This window comes from Aggregatibacter segnis ATCC 33393 (assembly GCF_900476035.1).
Lineage (GTDB): Bacteria > Pseudomonadota > Gammaproteobacteria > Enterobacterales > Pasteurellaceae > Aggregatibacter > Aggregatibacter segnis.
In genome coordinates, this window is sequence record NZ_LS483443.1 from 337,284 (window position 1) to 362,719 (window position 25,436).

At 45.1% G+C, this 25,436-nt stretch carries 24 protein-coding genes; 8 read left to right on the forward strand and 16 right to left on the reverse strand.

From position 1 onward, the window contains the following. Positions 1-15: 15 nt before the first annotated feature. The 7 genes from DQN58_RS01675 to mobA form a co-directional block, all read right to left on the reverse strand. A complete protein-coding gene (locus DQN58_RS01675; RefSeq protein WP_006719694.1) occupies positions 16-999 on the reverse strand; it encodes a DUF4424 family protein in 984 nt (327 codons plus the stop codon). A gap of 183 nt (positions 1,000-1,182) precedes the next feature. Then, positions 1,183-1,419 carry a recombinase RecA gene (locus tag DQN58_RS01680; RefSeq protein ID WP_032998210.1) on the reverse strand — a complete coding sequence of 79 codons (237 nt, stop codon included), beginning with the start codon at positions 1,417-1,419 and terminating at the stop codon, positions 1,183-1,185. 138 nt (positions 1,420-1,557) lie between these two features. Continuing rightward, positions 1,558-3,222 (reverse strand): fructose-specific PTS transporter subunit EIIC, encoded by a 1,665-nt coding sequence (locus DQN58_RS01685; RefSeq protein WP_006719702.1) that lies wholly within the window; start codon positions 3,220-3,222, stop codon positions 1,558-1,560. A 4-nt stretch (positions 3,223-3,226) separates the two neighbouring features. Beyond that, positions 3,227-4,168 (reverse strand): 1-phosphofructokinase, encoded by a 942-nt coding sequence (gene fruK, locus DQN58_RS01690; RefSeq protein WP_032998025.1) that lies wholly within the window; start codon positions 4,166-4,168, stop codon positions 3,227-3,229. Positions 4,169-4,170: 2 nt separating this feature from the next. Beyond that, complete coding sequence (gene fruB / locus DQN58_RS01695) at positions 4,171-5,709, reverse strand: fused PTS fructose transporter subunit IIA/HPr protein (RefSeq protein ID WP_006719706.1); 1,539 nt, start codon at positions 5,707-5,709, stop codon at positions 4,171-4,173. Positions 5,710-5,822: 113 nt separating this feature from the next. Beyond that, entirely contained in the window at positions 5,823-6,344 is a 522-nt protein-coding gene (locus DQN58_RS01700) for a hypothetical protein (protein WP_006719709.1), read from the reverse strand. An 86-nt stretch (positions 6,345-6,430) separates the two neighbouring features. Then, entirely contained in the window at positions 6,431-7,018 is a 588-nt protein-coding gene (gene mobA / locus DQN58_RS01705; RefSeq protein WP_006719710.1) for a molybdenum cofactor guanylyltransferase MobA, read from the reverse strand. Between the two features lie 74 nt (positions 7,019-7,092). Here mobA and DQN58_RS01710 point away from each other — a divergent pair, with 74 nt between their 5' ends. From DQN58_RS01710 to DQN58_RS01730, 5 genes are all read left to right on the forward strand, one after another. After that, a complete protein-coding gene (locus tag DQN58_RS01710; protein WP_032998027.1) occupies positions 7,093-7,359 on the forward strand; it encodes a YihD family protein in 267 nt (88 codons plus the stop codon). A 21-nt stretch (positions 7,360-7,380) separates the two neighbouring features. Further along, positions 7,381-7,998 (forward strand): thiol:disulfide interchange protein DsbA, encoded by a 618-nt coding sequence (gene dsbA, locus DQN58_RS01715; RefSeq protein WP_006719714.1) that lies wholly within the window; start codon positions 7,381-7,383, stop codon positions 7,996-7,998. Positions 7,999-8,056: 58 nt separating this feature from the next. After that, entirely contained in the window at positions 8,057-8,386 is a 330-nt protein-coding gene (locus DQN58_RS01720) for a DUF413 domain-containing protein (protein ID WP_006719716.1), read from the forward strand. Between the two features lie 73 nt (positions 8,387-8,459). Further along, positions 8,460-9,557 (forward strand): tRNA (uridine(54)-C5)-methyltransferase TrmA, encoded by a 1,098-nt coding sequence (gene trmA, locus DQN58_RS01725; RefSeq protein ID WP_032998212.1) that lies wholly within the window; start codon positions 8,460-8,462, stop codon positions 9,555-9,557. Between the two features lie 2 nt (positions 9,558-9,559). Continuing rightward, a complete protein-coding gene (locus tag DQN58_RS01730; RefSeq protein WP_006719719.1) occupies positions 9,560-10,318 on the forward strand; it encodes a class I SAM-dependent methyltransferase in 759 nt (252 codons plus the stop codon). A 6-nt stretch (positions 10,319-10,324) separates the two neighbouring features. Here the strand turns inward: DQN58_RS01730 and DQN58_RS01735 are convergent, their stop codons facing one another. The 3 genes from DQN58_RS01735 to brnQ all read right to left on the reverse strand — a co-directional run bounded on the left by DQN58_RS01735 (position 10,325) and on the right by brnQ (position 13,690). Next, complete coding sequence (locus DQN58_RS01735) at positions 10,325-11,506, reverse strand: glutathionylspermidine synthase family protein (RefSeq protein WP_006719721.1); 1,182 nt, start codon at positions 11,504-11,506, stop codon at positions 10,325-10,327. Between the two features lie 2 nt (positions 11,507-11,508). Next, complete coding sequence (locus DQN58_RS01740) at positions 11,509-12,039, reverse strand: DUF1190 domain-containing protein (RefSeq protein WP_032998214.1); 531 nt, start codon at positions 12,037-12,039, stop codon at positions 11,509-11,511. A 322-nt stretch (positions 12,040-12,361) separates the two neighbouring features. After that, positions 12,362-13,690: a branched-chain amino acid transport system II carrier protein gene (brnQ, locus tag DQN58_RS01745; protein WP_006719726.1), complete on the reverse strand. Its 1,329-nt coding sequence runs from the start codon at positions 13,688-13,690 to the stop codon at positions 12,362-12,364. 279 nt (positions 13,691-13,969) lie between these two features. On the opposite strand from brnQ, the gene DQN58_RS09980 reads away from it, so the two are divergent. Continuing rightward, positions 13,970-14,104 (forward strand): hypothetical protein, encoded by a 135-nt coding sequence (locus DQN58_RS09980; RefSeq protein WP_269148704.1) that lies wholly within the window; start codon positions 13,970-13,972, stop codon positions 14,102-14,104. A gap of 12 nt (positions 14,105-14,116) precedes the next feature. On the opposite strand, the gene glmU is transcribed toward DQN58_RS09980, so the two are convergent. Beyond that, positions 14,117-15,484 carry a bifunctional UDP-N-acetylglucosamine diphosphorylase/glucosamine-1-phosphate N-acetyltransferase GlmU gene (glmU, locus tag DQN58_RS01750; RefSeq protein WP_006719730.1) on the reverse strand — a complete coding sequence of 456 codons (1,368 nt, stop codon included), beginning with the start codon at positions 15,482-15,484 and terminating at the stop codon, positions 14,117-14,119. Between the two features lie 82 nt (positions 15,485-15,566). Between glmU and DQN58_RS01755 the strand changes: the two genes are divergently transcribed. After that, the gene (locus DQN58_RS01755; protein WP_006719732.1) at positions 15,567-16,697 is read left to right on the forward strand and encodes an anhydro-N-acetylmuramic acid kinase; all 1,131 of its coding nucleotides are present in this window, start codon (positions 15,567-15,569) and stop codon (positions 16,695-16,697) included. Continuing rightward, complete coding sequence (murQ, locus tag DQN58_RS01760) at positions 16,694-17,608, forward strand: N-acetylmuramic acid 6-phosphate etherase (protein ID WP_006719734.1); 915 nt, start codon at positions 16,694-16,696, stop codon at positions 17,606-17,608. Before DQN58_RS01755 ends, murQ begins: the two co-directional genes overlap by 4 nt. A gap of 89 nt (positions 17,609-17,697) precedes the next feature. On the opposite strand, the gene lptD is transcribed toward murQ, so the two are convergent. The 5 genes from lptD to DQN58_RS01785 all read right to left on the reverse strand — a co-directional run bounded on the left by lptD (position 17,698) and on the right by DQN58_RS01785 (position 25,264). After that, positions 17,698-20,043, reverse strand: a complete 2,346-nt coding sequence (lptD, locus tag DQN58_RS01765; RefSeq protein ID WP_006719736.1) for an LPS assembly protein LptD — start codon at positions 20,041-20,043, stop codon at positions 17,698-17,700. 65 nt (positions 20,044-20,108) lie between these two features. Further along, positions 20,109-20,669, reverse strand: coding sequence for a DNA-3-methyladenine glycosylase I (locus tag DQN58_RS01770; RefSeq protein WP_006719738.1), 561 nt, complete (start codon positions 20,667-20,669; stop codon positions 20,109-20,111). Positions 20,670-20,862: 193 nt separating this feature from the next. Then, positions 20,863-22,860: a transketolase gene (tkt, locus tag DQN58_RS01775; protein WP_006719740.1), complete on the reverse strand. Its 1,998-nt coding sequence runs from the start codon at positions 22,858-22,860 to the stop codon at positions 20,863-20,865. 129 nt (positions 22,861-22,989) lie between these two features. Further along, complete coding sequence (gene tal, locus DQN58_RS01780; RefSeq protein WP_032998029.1) at positions 22,990-23,943, reverse strand: transaldolase; 954 nt, start codon at positions 23,941-23,943, stop codon at positions 22,990-22,992. A gap of 274 nt (positions 23,944-24,217) precedes the next feature. After that, complete coding sequence (locus DQN58_RS01785) at positions 24,218-25,264, reverse strand: extracellular solute-binding protein (protein ID WP_006719744.1); 1,047 nt, start codon at positions 25,262-25,264, stop codon at positions 24,218-24,220. Between the last annotated feature and the right edge of the window lie 172 nt (positions 25,265-25,436).

Below are 25,436 nucleotides of genomic sequence, written 5' to 3' on the forward strand. Positions count from 1 at the left end.
TCCGCATTCACTGTTTTACGGTGCATACAACACATCTAAATCCTGTTGTGGCAGGAAATCTTTTTCCTGTACTTGGAATTGTACCACCTTGTCGTTTTGCAAGACTTTCTTCACTTCTCCTTTGCCTTTCCAGCAAAATGACACCAACTGATCTTTTGGTCGCTCGATGGTTAAGGTGAAATCGGCGATTGGTTTTGCCCAGTTGGCCCCGGTTTTTAAAATATAGCCCAACTGACGATAAGAACCACCGCCCTCAGGAATTAATTTTCTAATGGCATGTTTAAATTCAGGACCAATACAATATTGCTCGGTAAACGGTGTCTCCTCACCGAGTTCTAATATAGACGAAATAGACACGCCACCACCGACCAAAGGGGCATATTCATGGCTGATGTAAGTCGTGTCGGAGGCTTTAAAGGTTTGCTGCCAACTATAAATAATTTGCCCGCCCCAAAACAGTTCACCTTCATATTTTTCCAATTCAAATTTGGCTAAACGAGGATCTTTACACTTCAAAATTTTATTATCTGCCGATGCAGATTTGCGCAACCAAGGTTCCATCAATTCTTCCTCAGTTAAACCACAATCTCTGAAAATCGCCGTCACATCATGAGGCACCAATTTTTGTTCCTCTGTCCCTTCTTTTTCTGTTTTATAAAGAAACGCCCGCACATGCACTTGCGGTTTAATTTCCTTACCATTAGCGTAGATTTTAAAGGTGTTAATTAACCCTGCTGTATCCGCAAAGTCTCCGTAATCATAAAGAGAAACCTCAGGTAATGGGAATAGCACAGTTTCCGTAATGTCTTTGTCGGTGAGATTTTGATATTCGTAGTCCACCTTAATTTTATCGAGGCTGATAAACAGATTTTCTTTTTGCATGGCAATATTGTCATTTTTGAGGTATTCCACGCCACCAGTGGACACAAACCCCATGCTATCGTTGGCTTGTGCAGTAAAAGCGAAACAGAGCGCGGTTAAAACAACGTATTTTTTCATATTGGTCCTCAGGAAATAATGTATTGATGAACGGCGAAAATCATAGCAGGAATTGGCAGGATTAGGGATAAAAAGTGCGGTGGGTTTTGAAAACGTTTTTGAGACTCTACCGTGAGTAATACATTACCCTGGTTGGCACGCATAAGAAGACGCGCGCCATCAGAGTAAGCCACTATCTTAGGGCTAAACCTTGCTTTTTGCCCAATTCACTGCCGTTTCAATAGCGTTTCGGGCTTGTGGGCTGTTGCGCCAACAGGTTGAACCGGTGATTTCTGCACCGCGTTGAAGAATGAAATCCGGGCTGGTAGCTGCCAATATTTTGACGTCATCCAACCCCATTTCCATCAAACGTTTTAAGATCGTTGGGCCAATGCCTTTTTGCGACAGAAGGTCGTGTTTTTCAACTTCACTAAATGGCATATTATCTTCCTTGTGAGGTAAAAGTGCGGTGGATTTTGAAAATGTTTTTTTAGGTTCTGCCGTGGGTAATAAATTACCCACGGTTACACATCCTTCAGCCCCCTTGGGGCCGATTTTAAATTCCCCGATGGGGAATGATTAGGCTTCCACCTTTGGTTTAATCATCGCATAAACTACGCCGGTCAACACAGAACCAATGGCGATGGCGCCAAGGTACATAAGCGGTTCGGAGACGAACGGAATCACAAATAAGCCGCCGTGTGGCGCTTGTAAGGTAATGCCTAAACTCATGGAAATCGCCCCCGCAGTTGCACCACCTAGCACACTGCTGATAATCACGCGTAGTGGATCTGCCGCCACAAATGGCAATGCCCCTTCGGAAATAAAACAGAAGCCAAGCACGAAAGAGGCTTTACCCGCATCACGTTGATTGGAAGTGAATTTACTGCGCGCTAACCAAGTGGCAATCGCCATGCCGATTGGCGGCACCATGCCTGCTGCCATTGCCGCTGCCATTGGGGTGTAAACCTGAGAGGCGATCATGCCCACGGAGAAGGTATAAGCCGCTTTGTTTACCGGCCCTCCCATGTCGATACACATCATGGTGCCGATAATCACGCCAAGCACCATGGCATTCACATCGCCCATGGATTTGAGCCATTCACTCAACGCCGTCATGATTTTCGCAACAGGCGGGTTAATGAGATAAATCATGGCTAAGCCGACAATGAAAGACCCCAATAACGGCAAAATTAAGATCGGTTTAAGGGACATCAGGCTTGGTGGTAATTTAATCACATTATTAAGCCCTTTCACCACATAACCCGCAAGGAAGCCGGCGATAATTCCGCCTAAAATCCCCGCGCCTGCGGTCGTCGCCAACATCCCGCCGATTAACCCCACGGCAAGTCCCGGACGGTCGGCGATGGAGAACGCCACATAACCTGCGAACACCGCAATCATTAAGTGGAACGCTGCTCCACCGCCGATATCCATTAAGGCTTTCGGCAAGCCACCCGCGATGTTTTCGTCTTTGAACGCTTCAATACCGAACATGAAGGAAATGGCGATAAGCAAACCGCCTGCCACCACCAATGGCAACATATGCGATACGCCTGTCATTAGGTGCTTATAGACGCCTTTCTTCTCGCCGCGCTCTTCGGCTTTCGCCGCGGATGTTGCGCCGCCTTCGTAAATTTTGGCGTCTTTAAAGGCTTTATCGAATTCTTGCGCGGTTTTCTTCAACGCAAGTCCGGTGGAGGTGCGATACATTAATTTGCCTTTGAATTTGTCCAACGGTACGTCAATATCCGCCGCCACAAACACCAAATCCGCTGTAGCCACTTCTTCTGCCGTGATTTCATTGCCCGCCCCCACTTGTCCGCGGGTTTCCACTTTCACCTGCCAACCTTGTTGTTTGGCGTAGGTTTCGATAGCCTCGGCAGACATGAACGTATGTGCGACGCCTGTCGGGCAAGCAGTCACCGCCACAATATTTTTCATTTTACCGTTAGAAACGACCGCACTTTCAGCAGGCGGAACATAATCCTGCGCCTGTTGAATAGCCTGGTCTAACAAGTTTTCGGGTGCGTTGAAATGTTCGTCAATTTTTGCCAAAAACACTTTTTTGCCACTGAATTGAGCATTATTGGGTAAAACATTCCCCAAAACGATGATCAGATCCGCCGCCTCGGCACTGTCCACAATTTGATGTTGCGCTTGCGCGGCTTTGCTTAGCATTTCACGCAATAAAAAGGCCTTTGCATGACCGAAGTTGGCGGTTGGGGTTAAATAAATATGCATAAGATTATCCCTCAATGACAGTAATGTTGACATTGTTTAAAATTGGTTCAAGCAAAGTGCGGTCAGAAATGCCCACGTTACTTTGCGACACGGCAAAAGCGGACACCGCACTGGCAAAGGCAAGGGTGTCTTTTTGCGGAAGGTCGTTAATTAAACCGTAAATCAAGCCCGCCACCATAGAATCGCCCGCACCCACGGTACTCACCACATGTTCACATCTCGGTGGTTGTGCCTGCATAATTGCCTCATCACTCAACCATAAAGAACCATTCGCCCCCATGGAAATAATCACATGAGCAATGCCCTGTGCTTTTAATTTTTTGGCGGCAGACACAATTTCTTCCAGTGAATTTAAGGTATAACCCACCCAGGCTTCTAATTCGCGGTGGTTGGGTTTCACCAACCAAGGCCGTGCGCTTAAACCTGCGGTTAACGCGGCGTGGCTGCTATCCAACACCACTTTTACGCCTGCCTGATGGAGTTGTTTTAGCCAATCAGCAAACAAGTCCGGCGTCACGCCTCGCGGTAAGCTACCGCACACGGCAACAATGTCGAAGAATTTGCAATACGCAAGAGAATCCGCCACAAATTGTTGCCACGCACTTTCACTGATTTCATAGCCTAAAAAGTTTAAATCGGTAACATCCGCGTCGGTTTCGGTAATTTTCACGTTGATACGAGTTTTGCCCGGCACGCGTTGGAATTTATCTTGTAATCCCAGTTTGTCGAATAAGGCAACAAAATCTCCTTGGTTGTCTTCACCGAGAAAACCGCCCACCGTGACGTCAATACCCAAATCTTTTAACACTTTCGCTACGTTAATGCCTTTACCCGCAGGAAAAAGCCCGAGGGTTTCCACGGTGTTGACTTCGCCCAATTCGATACGTTTTAAACGCCCGACCAAGTCATAAGCGGCGTTTAAGGTGATAGTTGCGACGTTTGCCATCATTATTCCCCTAATCCTGCGTTAATTGCTGCACCGATACCCTCAATAGCTTGTTGTGCTTGCTCCCCGGTGGCCAAAAAACGTAAACGATGGCCTTTCACTACACCTAACGCCACCACTTTCATCAGACTTTTTGCGCTGACCAACGGCGTATCGCGATCGAGATTTTGTACGGCAATATTGGCGTTATATTTTTTTACTTCACTGACTAAAATCGCCGCTGGACGGGCATGCAATCCATGTTCATTTTTTACTTCAAAAATGCCTTCCACGGATTCACTCGGATTTTCCACCGCACTTTCACCACTTGGCGCAGAAATTGCCGACGCAACTTTCTCCATCACTTCAATGGTGTCCGGTTCGCTTGGTGGTATCGCAGAAATAGTTTCGCCAAGCCCTGACGCAATCACTTTACCAATAGCTTCAACTGCAGCTTGTGCATCATCGCCTTCTGCCACAAAACGTAAACGATGCCCCTGAGTCACCCCCAAGGCGACAATTTTTATCAAGCTCTTGGCGCTCACCGGTGCGCTGGCTCGGGTAAGATTTTCCACGGTAATCTTAGAGGTGAATTTTTTCACTTCATTAACCAAAATGGCGCTTGGTCGGGCATGTAAACCATGTTCATTACGAATAGTAAAGGTACCGACAACGCTGCCGGCAGCCACAGACGGCGCGGCGGAAGCAGTTGAAGTCGTCTGTGTCGTCGCTTGCGGAATTGCCCTGCCTTTTAATGCTGCAGCAATCTGTGCGCTATCGCCGTTTAACAAGATTTGCTGTACCTTGGCATCTAACAGACGGGCTAAAGCTTCGTCAATTTGCTCGTTGGCATAAGCCACCGTTACCACGCCATGCACAATTTTATTATTCAAATTAAACGCCTGTTTTGCGCGACTGAACGCCAACCCATTCTTTTGGTTTCCTACGGCGGCATCGGTTACCCATAGGCCTTGCGCCAACGGCAATGCCGGATTGGCAATGACTTCCGAAACGTACTGATGATTGACCGCACTTTGTTGTTCTAATTTGCCGGCGTTAATGGCGATTAAAGTGAGCAAACTGCTGGTGTCCACATCTAAGCTAATGTTTTCATCAACCACATTAAATTCGTCCGCTTCGCCCATTAAAATGGCGCGGAATTTTTTCACATCGGTGAGAGTGGCTAATCTTGCAGCGGTGTCTTCATCGCCGAGAACATGAGTCAGTTGACGTAGCAGTGCCAAATGTTCGTCAGAACGGGCCGCAATGCCGATCACCACATAGGCGATATTACCTTCGCCCCATTCAATCCCTTGTGGAAACTGGAAAATCTGCACACCGGTGTTTTTTACCATACTACGGGTTTCTAACGTGCCGTGCGGAATGGCGATACCATTCCCTAAAAAGGTCGATGTTTGTTGTTCCCGCCCTAACATGCCTTGTAAATAACCGCCTTCCACATAACCAGCCTGTTCAAGGGCATTTGCCGCCAGCGTAATGGCTTGCTGTTTATTATCGGCACTCGCCGCCAAATGAATGTTGCTTTCGGGTAAATTAAACATTCTGTCTCCTTGTTTCTACGAGGGTATAAATTGGGTGCTGAATATTGCAAAAACCTTTCAGCTTGGTTTTAAAAATACAAAAAACTGCCGGTAAAAACCGACAGTTTTGTAAATTATTTTCCGGTACACAATTTGAGTAATTGCTCGGAACCTTGCACGATATATTCGTCATTTTCAGACCGCACTTTGTCTTTTTTCAAATCTAACATGGCGTCATAAATACCTTGGGTCGCGCTCGGCGTATCGATAAGACTCCAGCATTTGGCATTCAGTTTGCCAAAATTATTTTGCAACGCCGAGGCATGTACAACGCCGCTGTAGTAGGCATAAACATCGGAATCCTGTCCTTGTGGGCTATACAATTTTTCTTTGATTTGTTCAACAGGCACAAGAATTCGGCCTAAATACCAATCATTGGCACCACTGGCGAAAGAATTCACATTAAAATCGCTGTGCACGCGCCCTTGGTAGGTTGCGACCGTAGCCTCATACGCGGTGGCGTAAGATTTTTGGTCAATTTTATCTTCGTCTAAGTCAATGACCGTTTTTTTGTCACCCATGAAAGGCACATACGAGGAAAGGGAACAAGCGCTCAATAAAGAGGCTAGGAAAAGAATGGAAAGTTTCTTAATCATAAAAATCCTTGAATTTCGGTGGAAGAAAACAAACTAACTCAAGCGTGGCGCTCATTATACTGTTTCTACGGTGCGCAATAAATAGCTCACGAGGATTGCACGTTAAACTGCAGTAACTCATCCAATGTGTTGATATTGGTAAACGCTGCCTTATTTTCTGAGAAATCCACACTCACCGCCCCGTTTTGGCGCATAAACTGCAACATTCTGCGCTCGCCAGTAGCCAAATAAGCCGCAAGTTTCTCTTTTAAGCTACGCGCCATTAAACAGAAGGTCGGATGTTCACGCTCACCATCATGCACATACGCAATAGAAACGCCGTGAAAAACCACCGCACTTTTCAATTTTTCCAGTAAATTGTCCGGGAAGAAGGGGCTATCACAAGGCACAAATAAGACAAAATCTGTCTCAGATCGTTCCAGCGCGGTCAAAATCCCACTTAACGGCCCTTGAAAGCCTTCGATATTATCGCCAAACACCGGCAATCCGGCGACAGCATAAATGGCCTGATTGCGATTGGCGTTAACAGAAATATGTTCCACCTGCGAATGCAGGCGATCGTAAATAAATTGAAATAACGGTTTTCCCTGCAGGGGCTGCAAGCCTTTATCCACACCGCCCATGCGTTTTGCTTGCCCACCGGCTAAAATGACTGCGCTAATTGAAATTGTCATGCTTCTTTGTTTTCTTATGAAGTTAATTCAAGTATGATCCCGCTCGTTTATCTCACAATAATAAGGAAATGCGTATGAAATGTCATCGCCTGAATGAAGTGTTGGAACTTTTACAACCTTACTGGTCTAAAGACCCCGATTTATCATTAATGCAAATTATGCAAAAAATTGCTGACGAAACCGGATTTGATAAACCTCTCGCAGAACTATCTGATGAAGTCATCATTTACCACTTAAAAATGGACGGCAAAGATAAATTCGAGCCAATTCCCGGCATTAAAAAAGATTACGAAGAAGACTTTAAAACCGCGTTATTAAAAGCGCGCGGTATTATTAAATAAATCGATTATTAAGGATAACAAATGAAAAAATGGTTATTTTTAGCGCTGACAGCAGCGCTATCTGTTTCTGTTCAAGCAGCTAACTTAACGGAAGGTAAACAATATGTGGTGGTAGAAGGGCAACAACAGAGTGCACAACCGGAAGTATTAGAGTTTTTCTCTTTTTATTGCCCGCATTGTTATCACTTTGAAACCCAATTTCACATTCCACAAAAAATTAGCGAGAGCCTGCCGGAAGGCACGCCATTCAAGCAATATCACGTGAATTTTTTAGGTCGCCAATCTGAAAACCTCACGCGCGCGTGGGCGTTGGCCATTGCGATTAAAGCGGAAGAAAAAGTCAAACTGCCATTATTTAAAGCAGCACAAGCCAATACATTGAGTTCGATGAACGACATTCGCCAAATCTTTATTGATAACGGCATCTCTGCCGAACAATTTGACGGCGGTATCAATAGCTTCGCGGTAAACGGTTTAGTCTCCAAACAGCAACAGTTAGTGGAAAAATACCAAGTGCGTGGTGTACCCGATTTCTATGTAAACGGTAAATATCGTGTAAACATGGAAGGCTTGGCGCATGATGAAAACACTTTTGTGATCGAATACGTCGAAACCGTAAAAGGTTTATTGCAAAAATAAACAAAAATTGGTTTAATGCCTGCCGATTTTATTTTCGATACCTATTTTAGAGGATTATATGGCTGAGAGTTTTAGCGTAACCCGTCGTTTTTTTGACGACAAAAACTACCCGCGCGGCTTTGCCCGTCACGGTGATTACACCATCAAAGAAGCACAAGCTTTAGAACAATACGGACAAGCCTTCCGCTCATTAGATTCAGGCGAACGTAAGCCGGTAACCAAAGAAGAAAAAAGCTTTGTTGCATTCTGTCGTGGTGAACGTGCTGCGGAAACTTTCTTCGAAAAAACCTGGCAGAAATATCGTAGCCGTATCTCCACCAACAAACGCCTTTACACCTTATCCGGTGTGGTTGGCGTGGACAATCTGGACGACTACTCGGCAGACTAATCACTTAAACAACAATCAGAAGGCTTGGGATTCCGAGCCTTTTGTTTTTACGACCGCCAATTCCATGAATGCTATGCTTAATTTACCCGTTGATCGTTACGCCAAATTGCTCGAAGAAAAGCAACAAAAACTGACCGCACTTTTATCGCCATTTGATGCACCTGATTTACAGGTGTTCGCCTCGCCAACGCAGCATTTCCGCATGCGGGCAGAGTTTCGAATTTGGCACGAAGGCGATGATTTCTATCACATCATGTTCGATCAACAGAGCAAACAACGTTATCGGGTGGATAATTTCCCTATCACCAGCGAACTGATTAATCGCATGATGACGGCATTGTTACCGTTGTTAAAACAGCAAATGGTATTACACCACAGACTGTTCCAAATCGATTATTTAAGCACGCAAAGCCAACAGATTATCGTCAGTTTGTTGTATCACAAAGCCTTGGATGAAAATTGGCAAACCGCTGCGCAAACCTTGCGTTCACAACTCCAACAGCAAGGTTTTAACGTGCAAATTGTCGGACGTGCCAGCAAGCAGAAAATTTGTCTGGAACAAGATTATGTAGATGAGATCCTACAGGTACAGGGCAAAGACTACATTTATCGCCAAGTGGAAAACAGCTTCACACAACCAAACGCGGCAGTAAACAGCAAAATGTTGGAATGGGCGGTAGATTGCACTCGCAATAGTCACGGGGATTTATTGGAGCTTTATTGTGGCAACGGCAATTTTTCTATCGCGCTGGCGCAAAATTTCCGCAAAGTGTTGGCCACAGAAATTGCCAAACCTTCGGTCGCCGCCGCGCAATTTAACATCGCAGCCAACGAAGTAGAGAATTTACAAATTATTCGTATGTCTGCCGAAGAATTTACCCAAGCCATGCAGGGCGTACGCGAATTTAATCGACTAAAAGGCATTGATTTGAAAGCCTATGAATGCAACACCATTTTCGTCGATCCGCCACGCGCCGGCTTAGATGCGGAGACCGTTAAACTGGTGCAACAATATGAGCGCATTTTGTATATTTCCTGCAATCCGCATACGCTATGCGACAACCTGAAAACACTCAGCCAAACCCATCGCATTGAAAAAGCCGCCTTGTTCGATCAGTTTCCTTACACGGAACACATGGAAGCGGGCGTTTGGTTAGTGAGAAAGGGATAAACATGAACATCCAACTGCTCTGCGAAACCAAAACACCGCAAAAATCCACCACACTTTTTGCCGAAGCCGGCTTAACACACGATCCGAATAGCCCGTTGGCGTTAGTATGGACAGAAGCGGAAGGCACAGAACGCTTGGAATTACGCAAATTAGACGAGCCAAAATTAGGCGCAGTATTTGTGGATTTTGTCGGCGGCACCATGGCACATCGCCGCAAATTTGGCGGTGGACGCGGTGAGGCGGTGGCAAAAGCGCTAGGTATTAAACAAGATAATTTGCCGACGGTGATTGACGCGACGGCAGGCTTAGGGCGTGATGCCTTTGTATTAGCGTCACTTGGCTGCCAAGTGAAACTGGTTGAACGCCACCCGGTCGTACGTTTGTTGTTACAAGATGGCTTACAACGTGCTTATGCTGACGAAGAAATCGGTCCGTGGATGCAACAAAATATGCAACTTTTGCCTTATCAACACATCAATCAACTGAATCCTGACACGGATTTCGCGGATGTAGTGTATCTCGACCCGATGTACCCACACAAAGCCAAAAGCGCCTTGGTGAAGAAAGAAATGCGTGTGTTTCAACATTTGGTCGGTGCCGATTTAGACGCCGATGAACTGCTTACGCCAGCACTTCAATTGGCTCGTCAGCGCGTTGTGGTGAAACGTCCTGACTATGCCGATTTTCTCGCGCAAAAAGCACCGCACTTTTCACGCGAAACGAAGAATCATCGCTTTGATGTGTATGTGAAACACAACTAAGCCATTTTATTCCACGAAATAATGAGGAATAAAATGGCTGTCGTTGCCGGTGACGGCGGTGAAATCTTCCCGCAAGCCCATGCCGCATGCCACATCGCCCACCACCCAAGAACCAATGACCGGATACATCCCATCAAAATTCGGTAACTCAAATTTCTGCTGATAAATATAGCCTGCATTGGCATAGAAATTTGAATGTTCACTGCCTTTGGCGGCAAATTCCAAGCCGTTGCTTTTTTCATAATAAAACACGTTAGCCCCTTCGCGACCTAATAACGGCTTTTTCACCCAAATAACATTGCGATCCGTAATGTCGTGTCGATTGAAATAGGTTGGCAATAAATACGGATGGTTCGGGTGTTTTTGCCAGAGTTTAGCAAGCAGCGCTTTATTGCTCAGTAACAATTTCCATGCCGGTTCAAAAAATTGCGTTGCACTGTTTAACATGTGCGGTGCGTATTCAGTAGTCGTCATCCATTCTAACGGATACAATTTGAACAATGCTTCAATGGGTTGATTGTTGAGATCGACAAATTGTTGCGTGTCGTTATCGTAGCCGATGTCTTCAATGGTCAAGCGGTGAATATGCCAACCGGCGTTATACGCCACATCCGCAAGATAATCCAAATTGCCCCAATCTTCCCGTCCGGCATCCGCCATCGCAGCAAAATGGAAACCGGTTTTGCCGCTTTGCTGTTGCAACACGGAAAAACGGGTAATCAATTCTTCATGAATCCAGTTGAATTGATCACGATTTGGTAAACCTTCCGCTTGCTCCAACCACTGCCATTGCACCACCGCGGCTTCCAATAAAGAGGTCGGCGTATCGGCGTTATATTCAAACATTTTGAGATTGTCACCGTCATAACCGAAATCAAAACGGCCATATAAGTACGGTGCGTTTTCACGCCAAGATTGCTCAATTAGATTTTTTTGTAAATCGGTAAAGCGATAATGTTCGTAATCGCCTTGTTTTACTTCATCGGCGACAAAATCCATGCACATGGCATGCAATTCGTTAGCGGCATCTTCAATTTTGTCGATTTCTGCCAACGTAAATTCGTAGGCAACATTGTCCGACCAATAATGCGAGCCATCGGTAGAAGGCAGATTGTAATAATCAAAGCCCACCTCAAGCAGCTGTTGCACCATGTCGGGACGGGTTGGAATGCCGGTGATACGTTTCATGATTAACCACCGCCACTTTTATTGGTGTTACTGCTACTAAACCCACCGCGTGAAACAGGTTTGCTGTTTGCGCTGCCGGCACCGCCCTTAACCAACACCGGCTTACCCACAGAATGGTTGCCTTGCGGTCGAATAATTTGCCCGGTTGGTGTCGAAACGGCGCGATTATTTGGATTGTAACTCGGGCCTAGAAAACCACTCATGGCTTTGGCGATCATATAACCTGCCGCCGCACCGGCAATGGCGCTGCCGATAGAAGGGCCTTCATCACCACTGGCTGTGGTAGTTGGCGTGGCATTATTGTCGCCGGCAACCGCGTTATTTTCGCTACTCGCCACACTGCCATTATTATTTGCCACAGGACTCGTGTTTGTGCTTTGAGATTTATCCTGTTCGCATAATTCCGGTCTAATCCAGTCCGCAATGCAATCGTCCAGACTGTTGTACACATCGCGTTGCACTTCATCTTCCGAGCAGCCACCCAACAGCGCTACCACGGATAATGTCACTAAAATTTGATTTTTCTTTTTCATCATAAACGTTACTAGAAAGTGTTTACTTTCCCCTTTTCATCGTATCTAAAAGACGTTTTCTGTCATACCAAAACATTGAGTTTGAATGGCGCTATCATAGCACAGAGTTACTGCAGCAATGAGTGCGGACGAGAAATTAACCGCATTAAAAATTCAGTTGGGAAGCGCAAACAGAACACTTCCCAACATTTGCAGCAGTAAAAGCAAAATAAAAAACACAGAAAAAACTGACCGCACTTTCAGTCATAGCCTAAAGTGCGGTCAGTTTTAAAAATGTTTTTTAGAAAAAAACGGCGAACCTTTTAGATTCGCCGTCACTATATTATTCCATCTCAAAAGTTTCACTACGTTGTCGCTGAGGCAACACAAGAGATAAACCGATACCAACCAGTGCCGGGGTAAGCCAAGAAAGCGAGTACTCAGCAAACGGCAGATGGTGAAGGAAATCCGTTAACCACGCTAATTGATAGTGATCTGCAATGACCCCAGCAAGAGAAATTGCCGTCACCAACGCAATGGTAAGTTGCATACCAATTTTGGATAACGCAACAAATTTATTCACGATAATCAGCAACACAATGGCAATCGTGATCGGATAGAGCACCAACAACACCGGAATAGAATACTGAATAATTGCGCCCAAGCCTAAATTTGCGATACCGAACCCAATCAAGGTAAACAGCGTAGCATAGGTTTTGTAACCCAACTGAGGGAAACGCTCACGGAAAAACTCGGAAACGGCAACAATTAAACCGGCTGTCGTGGTAAAACAAGTCATGGTCACCATCACAGCCAAGAAAATTTGCGCATTAGCCCCGAAAATGACTTGTGTTGCTTGAGAAAGAATATACACGCCTTTGTTTGTGTCAGATGCCATCACATCCGCAGGCACAGGGAAATGGTTGCCCAAATACGCCAAACCGATATACAGCAGACTAAAGCCTAACGCCACCACAAGACTCACTAGCCACACCGTAGAAACATATTCTTGTTTATTTCGGAAACCGAGCTGCTTCAAGGTTTGTACCGCCACCACGCTAAATGCTACGGAAGCCAAAGCATCAAGGGTGTTATACCCTTCAATGAATCCGGTACCAAAGGCAGAGGTCGCATAGTCGCCAAGGGCAGAAGATGGCGTTGTATCACCGTATTGGAAAAAGCCTAATGTGACTAACAATACGATAAGTAGAGCAAAGATCGGGGTCAAAATACGGCCGATGCTGTCGAGAATTTTAGACGGATTTAACGCGATCAAATAGGCTGCAATAAAATAAATAACCGTAAAAATAATCAACCCGGTAGCACTAAACGATGCAGGCAGCATAGGTGCTACACCCACTTCATAGGCCACCGTTGCCGTACGCGGAATCGCAAAGAACGGCCCGATGGAAAGGTAAAGCGCGACTAAATATAAGGTGGCAAACCAAGGAGCGATTTTTATCGAAATTTCATACACATAACCTTTCGGGTTAAGCGTACCAATCACCAAGGTGAGAATGGCAATGCCCACGCCGGACAACACAAATCCACTAATCGCTTGCCAAAAATTCTCTCCGGACAAGGCGCCTAGACTTGGTGGAAAAATCAAATTTCCCGCACCGAAAAACATTCCAAATAACAGTAAACCTGTCAACGTTGCTTTTTTGATCATAATTTTATTCTCTGTAATTAAGGTGGCGGGAGTATAACACCCTAAATAAGACCGTCAAATTTTGTACAACAAGAAAGGGGCAATGTAGATAAAATTAACATTTAATGCTGTTTTTTTAGGCATTAATGTTTAAAAATGTGATCTGCTTCCCTGTTTTTCAATATCATTTTTGTACACTAAAGATATGTCAAAGGAGCGACAAACTCTCTACTGGGGATTTCGGTGACAGCCTAAAACAATGGGTTGCCAATGTTTTAATAGCGGTGCATGAGAAGATGAATGTCTGCCATGCAATGGGTCACATCCCGAGGGCAAAGTGCGGTTGGAAACATCAACGTTTTTAACCGCACTTTTTTATCCAATACTATAAAAAAAGAGCAACATTGCCCAAGCCTGTTGCCCTTTGAAGCGTGAAATCAATTCGACTTATTTCTTCTTCGGTCTTTCCCAGCCTTGCACGTGTTTTTGTGGCACGCGTGTGGTCACCAGTTCATCTTGTTTCACGTTACGGCGAATAGTGGAGCCGGCACCAATCGTCGCACCGCTTTCAATGGTCACCGGCGCGATAAGTTGGCTGTCGGAGCCGACAAAGACGTTATCGCCGATAGTGGTTTTAAATTTATTGGCACCATCGTAGTTACAGGTAATCACGCCCGCGCCGATATTACAATTTTGACCAATTTCCGCATCGCCCACATAGGTTAAGTGGTTCACTTTAGAACCTTTGCCGATTTGTGCTTTTTTAATTTCCACAAAGTTGCCGACATGGGTGTTTTCTGCCAGTTCGGCGCCCGGACGCAAGCGGGAGAATGGGCCGATAGCCGCATTGGCGCCCACGATAGCATCTTCCAGTACGGAATACGGTTTAATTTCTACATCATCGCCGATGTCACAGTTTGTCAGCACGCAACCGGCACCGATTTTCACGCGATTTCCCAACCGCACTTCGCCGTTTAAAATCACGTTAACATCAATTTCAACATCCTTACCGTGAGTCAAGTTGCCACGCAAATCAAAACGCTCAGGATCTAACAACATCACGCCTGCCAACATCAGTTTATCCGCTTGTTTACGCTGAAAATAACGTTCCATACGCGCTAATTGTTGACGGTTATTGATACCTTCAACTTCCATAAAATCCTCAGCTTGTACTGCAACAACAGCGCGTCCATCACGATTTGCTAAACCAATGACATCTGTAATGTAATACTCGCCTTGCGCATTATTATTGTCTAACTGAGCAAGCCATTTTTTAAAACTCGCGCCGTCAGCAACTAAAACCCCCGTATTGATCTCCCGAATCTCCCGTTGTTCCGGTGAGGCATCTTTTTGCTCCACAATACCAACGACTTTACCGTTTTCACGTAAAATTCGGCCATATCCTGTTGGGTTATCCAATACCACCGTTAAAACAGCAACGCCATTTTCAGGCTTGGCATCAATCAACTTTTGCAAGGTTTCAGGGGTGATCATCGGTCCATCGCCGTACACCATCAAAATATTTTCATCATCAGCAAAAAACGGAGCAGCCTGTTGCATGGCATGGCCTGTGCCGAGCTGTTCTGTTTGCAAAACCCAATTCACCGGTTCAGCCGCCAAACGCTGTTGCATTAAATCGCCACCGTGTCCGTAAACCAAATGAATATTGCGCGCGCCAAGTTGTTTCGCTGTGTCAATAACGTGTTTCACCATCGGTTTTCCCGCAATCGGATGTAATACTTTGGGTAAATCGGAATACATGCGGGTGCCTTTGCCGGCCGCCAAAATGACGACGCTGAGTGCTTGAGTTGTCATAAAAATGTCTCTTTTGTTCGCTAAAAATTGCGCGCTAGTATATCATTCTTGCCATTTCGAGTTAAGTTAAGGATAAGCCGCCATGCAACAAGAATATTATCTCGGCATCATGTCCGGCACTAGTTTGGACGGCGTGGACATTGCGCTAATGGCATTTGGCGAAAAAACGCAATTTATCGCATCACAATTCACGCCGATGCCGGCAGATTTGCGCCAAGATTTATTGCAATTAATTTCGCAAGGCAACAGCACATTGCAGCGACTGGGCGAATTGGATCAGCGCTTAGCCTTGCTATACGCTAATACGGTCAACCATTTTCTCACGAGCCATCAACTGCAACCGCAGCAAATTCGCGCTATTGGCTGTCACGGGCAAACTGTTTGGCATGCACCGCAAGGCAATTTTCCGTTCACCATGCAATTAGGTGACATGAATCTGCTTGCTACGCGCACCGGCATTGATGTGGTTGGGGATTTTCGTCGTAAAGATATGGCATTTGGTGGACAAGGCGCCCCGTTAGTGCCTGCGTTTCATCAAGCGTGGTTTTATGATGAGAATTGGGCAACGGTGGTACTGAACATCGGTGGTATCAGCAATATTTCCGTCCTGTTTCCTCATCAACCGATTATTGGCTACGACACCGGCACAGGCAATGCGCTGATGGATGGTTGGATTGAACGCCATCTCGGAAAATCTTATGACGCTGACGGGCAATGGGCAGGTAGCGGTAACGTGCGAGCAGAATTATTGACGGAAATGTTGAAAGAACCTTATTTCCAACAGCCACCACCGAAAAGCACCGGGCGCGAATTGTTCAATCTGGTATGGCTTGAAAAAACATTAGAAAAAACCACCGCACTTTTAGGTGAGATCCCGCCACAAGATGTACAGGCGACCTTATTGGAATTTACCGCACAAAGCATTGCACTCGCATTAAATCAACTTGAAACGCCATTACCCCGCCGTTTATTGGTCTGCGGCGGTGGTGCAAAAAATGGCTTACTGATGGCGCGATTACAATCGCTATTACCACAATGGCAATGCCGCCCGACTAATGATGAAGGATTGGATGCAGACTACGTGGAAGCTGCCGCCTTTGCTTGGCTGGCTTATCGCCGCATACACAACCAACCGTCTAATTTGCCAAGTGTGACCGGCGCCAAACGTGCGGTCAGTTTAGGTGCAATTTTTCCTGCGGAGAAACAGGCATGAGTGAACACAATTTATTAAAAACGCTTGAAACGATGTTAAGCGAACAACGCAATCCAAACACCTTGCACATTGATGCTTTGTCATCGTTAGAGGTTGTCACGTTGTTAAATAATGAAGACAAACAAGTGGCTTTCGCCGTGGAGAAAAATCTGCCACAAATCGCACAGGCGGTAGAACACATCGTGGTGGCATTTCAGTCTGGCGGACGCTTGGTTTACATGGGCGCCGGCACCAGCGGTCGCCTTGGGGTACTGGATGCGTCCGAATGTCCGCCAACGTTTGGCGTGTCGTCAAGCATGGTGGTTGGATTAATTGCCGGTGGAGAAACCGCATTGCGTAACGCGGTAGAGGGTGCGGAAGACAATCGTGAAGCAGGCGAACAGGATTTACGTCATATTCATTTTAGTCGCAAAGATGTGTTGGTTGGGATTGCAGCCAGTGGGCGTACGCCTTATGTCATCGGCGGATTGCGGTATGCCAAACAACTCGGCGCCACCACGGTTTCTCTAGTCAGCAACCCGAACGCTATCATGAGCGAAATCGCGGACATTGCCATCACCACCGCAGTCGGTCCCGAAGCCCTCACCGGTTCCAGCCGTTTAAAATCCGGCACGGCGCAAAAAATGGTGCTGAACATGCTCACTACCGCTGCCATGATTCGTCTCGGCAAGTGCTATCAAAATCTGATGGTGGATGTGCAAGCCACCAATCAAAAACTCAAAGCACGCGCCATTCGCATCGTCATGCAAGCGACTGATTGTGACCAAACCACCGCCGAACAAACCTTACACACCACCAATGGCAACGCTAAATTAGCCATCATGATGTTGTTGAGCAGATTAGATAAAGCGCAGGCAGAAGCAGTTTTAGCACAGAACAAAGGGCGATTACAGGACGCGTTAGTAGCGTAAAAATGCAGAGAAAAACGACCGCACTTTAATACCATATAAAAATAAAAAACGTGAGCTTATGGCTCACGTTTTTCATTTATCTCATACGGTTAATATAAGCTGAACGCTTGTAGATAAGGCAATTTTCCGCGTCTCATCATATTTTCGATACCGCTTTGGTGATCATTGCCGAAACCACGTAATTCAAAGGTCACGCCGATGGCATTATCATAAAAAATCTCATCATTTCTTTGATTTTGACGGTTTGTGACATAACGTCTTGCTCCCACACCAACACTCCAGCAACACGTGTTATATTGCAGACCAAGGTATTGTTCTACCGGTTTTTGCAAAGAAAGATCTTGGTAATAACGCCCAACGATTGCCCAGTTATCCGTTAATTCCCAACCGAATTGAATCCCTAACTGATTAATGTCTTGGTTATAGCCTTGAGCATTAGACGTTAAGTTTTGATCGATATATTCTTGACTCACATAACGATAATTTAACTGAATGACATTATGGTTCATTGGGTTAAATTCGATGCCGGTATTTGCTAAAGAAATTTGTTTTAACTGTTGGTCGTATTGAAAACTCGCACGCCAGTGCCATTGTTCATCAATCTTCCAGTTAGACTCAACCGCCCAGGAAGAAGATAAACCGGAGGTTTTATTACGTGGATCATCGTCAATGCGTGAAGATTCCAAATAATAGGTTTGTCCGGCGGCAACATTAAAACGCTCTTCTTTGTTTTCATCAAAGAAGCGCATCGTTCCGCCAACCGTCACTTGGTTGACCGAAGCAATTCGGTCTAAGCCGCTGTAACGGCGATCGCGGAACAAAGAGAAATAGTCTTGTTGCAATAATGAAGAATCGTATCCAAAGCCAAGGTACTCTGAATTTCGTTTGGAGCCGATATTGCTTTGGTTTTTATAAGGGCGATACAAATATTGCACACGCGGCTCAAGGGTCTGTGTGTAGCCGTCTAAGAAACTCTTATTGCTAGCCAATACGGTTTGGAAATCCGCTTTAATTTGTGGGATCACGCGAGTAACGTGATGTTCAACATCCTCGGCGTCCGCTGCATTACCCCGCTTTTGTTGGTAATGGGTTGCATATAATTTAGTTTCAAAATTTGCGCTACCATAACGATTCGACAACGTACTATTTAAACTTGGCTCAAGGTGGAAACGCCACGCTTTTGGCATGCTTGCACTGTCATTATCAAAGTGCACCGCTTGAGAAAAGAGTTTAAAATCGAGCTTATCGTCAAGCAAACCATTTTGGTAATAATTGAAATCAATTTGCGGTAACGCACGATAAGGCCCAACATCTACTTCATCAAAAATTTGGAATTGTTTGGCGGAAAGGGCGATATTGTAGTTCGGTTGATAATAGGCTAAACGCGCGATTTGATTCGTATAGCCATCGGTGCTGCTACCATAGTTGGAATCAATATCAGTAAAATAACGTTTGTCACTCACTTTGGTGTAATCAATATCTAAGCGCCAATCCTGTGCAAACGCCGCATTGTGTTTCCAATGGAATAAATGACGTTTACGGTTATCGCTGACATAATCACTTAAGCGGTCATCATTCAAATATTCACCAGCAATTTGCCCTTCACCCAAGGCACTAAGGTAACGAAACTCACCGTTAACTTGCCAACCACGGCGAGACATATATTTTGGCGCAATCGTGGCATCAAAATTCGGCGCAATATTCCAATACACCGGCTGGGCATAGAAATAACCGTCACGGCTAGAATGTCCCACAACCGGCACAAGTAAACCGGAACGACGGCGATCGCCAATTGGTAACTGTAAATACGGTGTATAAAATACCGGCACGCCATGTACACGTAAACGGGCATGCCACATTTCCGCATATTCTTCTTTGACATGTTGGCGCATTTCATTGGCGTAAATAGACCAAGCATTATCGTCCGGCAAACAAGAGGTAAAGGTGGCATTTTTCATCACACGATAGTCATCACGCAATTCCACACTTTCTGCGGCGCCACGGCCTTGACGATCCACTAATTGATAATTGGCATTTTGAATATCCGTATCTTTGTTGTTTAAATGCACTTTCGCATCATCACCCAAAAGATTAATTTGGTTGTCCCGGTAATCAAAACCACCACGCGCAAACGCATAACGTTGTATGTTATCGCCTTCACCTGTCTGTTGAATCTCCACTTCCGCAGATTGCAAATGGCGAACGCCTTGCTTGATATCTACGTTGCCTTTATAAACACCACCGTTAGATTGGTTGATTTCCGCACTGTCCGCCTCGATGTAAATCGGCAAATCATTTGGATTTTCGGACACCACCTCACCACTAAAGTGCGGTACGCCGGATAAACATTGTTTTGCTAAATCGGCGGCACTTGTTGCGCTATAAAGTGCGGTCAAAATTGACAGTGAAATTAAGGTATAAGCATTTTTCTTCATTGGACAACCATTTTCTAGCCAAATAATGGCGTGATTATACGGGAAAATAAGGGGGATCGCACTGTTTAATCCGGCGATTTACAGTGGCATTGATTCCAGTGATCATTCACCAATCCCATGGATTGCATAAAGGCATAACAGGTGGTTGGACCGACAAACACAAAACCACGTTTTTTTAACGCTTTTGACATTTCAATAGACGTCGGCGTTTGCGCCGGGACCACCGAAAGCTCGGGGACATCATTCATTTGCGGCTGATGATTCACAAAAGACCAAATAAAATCACTGAAATTCTCACCGCACTTTTTCATGGCAAGAAATGCCTGCGCATTTTTAACAATGGCTTCTAGCTTTGCTCGGTAACGAATCAATCCCGGATTTTGCATACATTGATCAATGTCTCCAGCCGTCATTTGGGCAACTTTTTCCGGATCAAATTGAAAAAAAGCGTTTCGGTAATTTTCTCGCTTTTTCAAAAGCGTAATCCAAGACAACCCCGCTTGCTGCCCTTCCAAACAGAGTTTTTCAAATAATTTCTGCTCATCAAATTGTGGTTTGCCCCATTCGTTATCGTGATAATCTCGATAAATTGGCAACTCCTCCGACCAAGCACAACGTTTTATCATACCACCTCTCTTTTATTCCTTTCGCCTCATATTACCTATCAAGAAAAAGTCTTAATCATTCTTTTAAAAGAATAAAATCCAACTAGGATAAAAATTCTGAAAGAAACGACTGGTCATTCATTTCATTGATTTGAATTATAAGAAAAAACCACCTCATACAGAGGTGGTTTTTTATTTAAAGTGCGGTCTGAAATTAAAGAATTTCTTTCGCTTTAGCGACCACGTTATCCACCGTGAAACCAAAGAGTTTGAACAATTGGTCTGCCGGTGCGGATTCACCGAAGCTGTTCATACCAACGATACGACCATTGAAGCCAACGTATTTGTACCAGAAATCGGCAATGCCTGCTTCAACAGCAACACGTTTAGTCACCGCGCTTGGCAATACGGCTTCGCGATAAGCCTCGTCCTGTTTGTCGAACACGTTCGTACTTGGCATAGAAACCACACGGATTTTTTTGCCTTCTGCGGTTAATTGTTCTGCGGCTTTCACTGCCAATTCCACTTCAGAACCGGTCGCAATGAAAATCAGATCCGGCGTGCCGGCGCAGTCTTTTAATACATAAGCACCGCGCGCTACGTTAGCTAATTGCTCAGAAGTGCGGTCCATTTGTGCCAAGTTTTGACGGGTGAAAATTAATGCGCTTGGGCCATCGGTTCTTTCAATCGCCGCTTTCCAAGCAATGGCAGATTCTACTTGGTCGCAAGGGCGCCATGTGTTCAAGTTCGGGATTAAACGCAATGCGGAGGTTTGTTCAACCGGTTGATGGGTTGGACCATCTTCGCCTAAACCGATGGAATCATGGGTGAACACGAACAAGCTGCGTTGTTTCATTAAGGCTGCCATGCGAATCGCGTTGTGAGCGTATTCCATGAACATGAGGAACGTTGCGCCATAAGGAATGAAACCGCCATGAAGCGCGATACCGTTCATGATTGCCGCCATACCGAACTCGCGTACGCCATAGTTGAGGTAGTTACCATCCACGTTTTGAGTCGCACGAATTGGTTTAGAGCCGGACCAAAGGGTCAAGTTGGAGCTTGCCAAATCGGCAGAACCACCAAGTAATTCCGGTAACACTTTTGCATAAGCTTCGATAGCATTTTGTGATGCTTTACGGCTTGCAATGCTTGCCGGGTTCGCTTGTAAATGGTCAATGAACGCTTGAGATTCTTTTGCCCAATCTGCCGGAAGGTTTTTCTCCATGCGACGGGTAAATTCAGCGGCTAATTCCGGATAGGCTTTCGCATAAGCAGCAAATTTTTCATGCCATGCTTTTTCTAGCTCTGCGCCTTTCGCTTTTGCATCCCATTGTGCATAAATATCAGCTGGGATCTCAAACGGTGCGTAATCCCAGTTTAGTGCTTTACGGGTTAATGCGATTTCTTCATCACCTAATGGTGCACCGTGGCAATCGTGAGAGTTGGATTTATTCGGAGAACCGAAACCGATAATGGTTTTACAAATAATTAAGGTCGGTTTATTGGTTTCCGCTTGCGCTTGTTTAATCGCCTCAATGATTTGTGCCGGGTTGTGACCGTCGATTGCCGGAACCACTTGCCAGCCGTAAGCTTCAAAGCGTTTTTGTGTGTCATCGGTAAACCAACCGTCAACATGACCATCAATAGAAATGTTATTGTCATCGTAGAAGGCAATTAATTTACCTAAGCCCAAGGTACCTGCTAAAGAACAAGCCTCGTGGGAAATCCCTTCCATTAAACAGCCATCGCCCAAGAAAACATAGGTGTGGTGATCCACGATGTTATGGCCGTCACGGTTAAATTGACCCGCTAACGTTTTCTCTGCAATCGCCATACCGACTGCGTTGGTGATGCCTTGACCTAGTGGGCCTGTAGTGGTTTCAACGCCCGGTGTGTAACCAAATTCAGGGTGTCCCGGAGTTTTGGAATGTAATTGACGGAATTGTTTTAAATCTTCAATAGATACATCGTAACCGCTTAAATGTAACAAGCTGTAAATCAGCATAGAACCGTGGCCGTTAGATAACACGAAACGGTCGCGGTTAGCCCATTGTGGGTTGGTTGGGTTGTGATGTAAAAAATCACGCCATAATACTTCTGCGATATCTGCCATGCCCATCGGTGCACCCGGGTGACCGGATTTGGCTTTTTGCACCGCATCCATACTTAAAAAGCGAATGGCATTGGCGAGTTGTTGACGAGTTGACATTGTGCCTCCTGATTGAGATAAATTGACAAAATAGGGTGTGCTCATAAAAAAATGCGGTCAGATTTTTCAGCGTTTTTAAACACGGAAAATGTCTACCGCACTTTTGCTTAATACATAACTAATAAACCATTACCATTTAGACAGTAACATCTCTTCTAATTTGCCTTGGTCAACGGCAAATTTACGAATACCCTCGGCCAGTTTTTCCACGGCCATGGCATCACTGTTATGTTGCCAATAGAATTCAGCTTCGGTTAATGGTTGCGGTTTAGCTTGTACTTCGCCTTGGAAACCCAGTTTTCTCACTACCGCATTTGGTGTTTCGTGTAGGGCTTTTAATAGTGGCGGAGCAATGGTTAAACGGTCGCAACCGGCTAATTCAATGATTTCGCCCACGTTACGGAAACTGGCGCCCATCACCACGGTTTTATAGCCATATTGTTTGTAGTAATTGTAAATTTTGGTCACAGAAATCACGCCCGGATCTTCTGCCGGCGCATATTCTTTTTTATCGGTGTTAGCTTTATACCAGTCTAAAATACGGCCTACAAATGGCGAGATCAAATAAACACCGGCTTCTGCACAAGCGCGTGCTTGCGCTTCGGAGAATAATAAGGTGAGGTTACAGTTGATGCCTTCTTTCTCTAAGATTTCCGCAGCACGGATACCTTGCCATGTAGAGGCGATTTTAATCAAAATACGATTTTTATTAATGCCTGCCGCTTCATACAACGCAATCAATTTTCTTGCTTTTGCAACGGTCGCCTCGGTGTCATAAGAAAGACGCGCATCCACTTCCGTAGAAACACGGCCCGGCACTAATTTTAAGATTTCCAAACCAATGTTGACCGCCAATTTATCTTCCGCATCAACAAGTTGCTGTGCTTTGTCCTGACTTTGTTGTTTACCATAAGCAATTGCTTCATCAATCAACGCCGCATATTGTGGTAGCGCCGCTGCACTCAGAATCAAAGATGGATTCGTCGTGGCATCTTCAGGTTTATATTGACGAATGGCATCAATGTCACCGGTATCGGCAACAACAACGGTAAGTTCGCGAAGAGAATCTAACTGGTTAGTCATAATGTATTCCTTTATTTGGAGGGTGGAAAAACGAGTTGAATCGTTAAGATAGCTATCTTTGCGCATAGCCAAAAAGTACTAGGAATATACCCCCACTTAGCCCAGAAAGCAACTTTTAAGACGTGTTCTTACGTAATGAAATCAATAGGTTTCATCTTATAAAATAAATGTTAATTCGGTGGATTTTTATCATTTGATGGCTTAAATAAAAAACGACCCGCACTTACATATAAAGTGCGGGTCGTTTTTCATGTATTTATTGGCAGAATAGAAATTAATTGGTTTTTAATTGATTCCAATATTTTTCATAAATATCCACCGCGGAGCCTACATCGCTTTGGATAATGCCTTTTTCCACTTCTTCAGCCGGTGGGAATAAAGTTGGATTTTCCGCCATGGCCGGTTCCAACAAGGCTTTCACCCCATTATTTGGCATGGAATAACCCAATCGTTCCAACACCACTTTGGCATTTTCAGGACGTAATAGGAAATCGATGAATTTATAGGCATTTTCCACATTTTTTGCGCTTTTTGGAATCGCGTAGTTATCCATCCAGAAAATCGCGCCTTCTTTCGGATATACAAAAGCAATTTTATCGTTTTCTTTATGCGCCAAATAGCCGGAACCGTTCCAAATCATGCCTAATGACACCTCGCCTTGCACATAAGGCACTTCCGGTGAGTCGGAGTTAAACACCGCCACATTCGGCAGCAGTTTCACCAAGCGCTCATAAGCCGCTTTAATCTCTTCTTCATTGGTGGTATTCGGCGATTTACCATCTAACAATAACGCAACATGAAATACTTCGCGTGAGTCACTGGTCAGCAATACTTTGCCTTTATATTCCGGATTCCATAAATCGGCCCAGCTGGTGATTTTGCTTGGATCAATATCTTCGGAATTCACCGCCAACCCGGTCAAGCCGTAAACATACGGCAAGGAATACTCGTTGTTCGGATCGAAGTCTTTATGCAATAAATTGTCGGGAATTTGTTTGAAATTGCTTAACTTACTGTGATCAAGCTTTTGCAACATGCCATCTTTCGCCATTTTGTTCACATAATAGCTGGACGGGAATACCAAGTCATAGCCAGCGTTATCAGAAATCAGTTTGAGTTTGGCATACATTTCTTCGTTGCTTTCAAACGTGGAATAAATCACTTCAATACCGGTTTCTTTGGTAAATTCGGCAACGAGGTTGGAAGGGACGTAATCGGTCCAGTTATAAACGTACAGTTTTTCTTGCGCAAAGGCGGTGGTGGAAAGGAGAGTCAGCGTCAAGCCGAGGGTTTTAAGCGTTTTTGCAAACAAATTTTTCAATTTATTGTCCTCCAAAGCTAACAATAGCGAGTGGTTAATTTTCATAAAGGAACTGAGTAAAAACTCGGCTGGCAGTATAGCAGATTTTAAATACTTGTCCCGTGCTTTCGGGCAAACACAATGAATTTTTACCGCATAAAGTGCGGTGAGTTTTCAGGTTGTTTTTATGTAA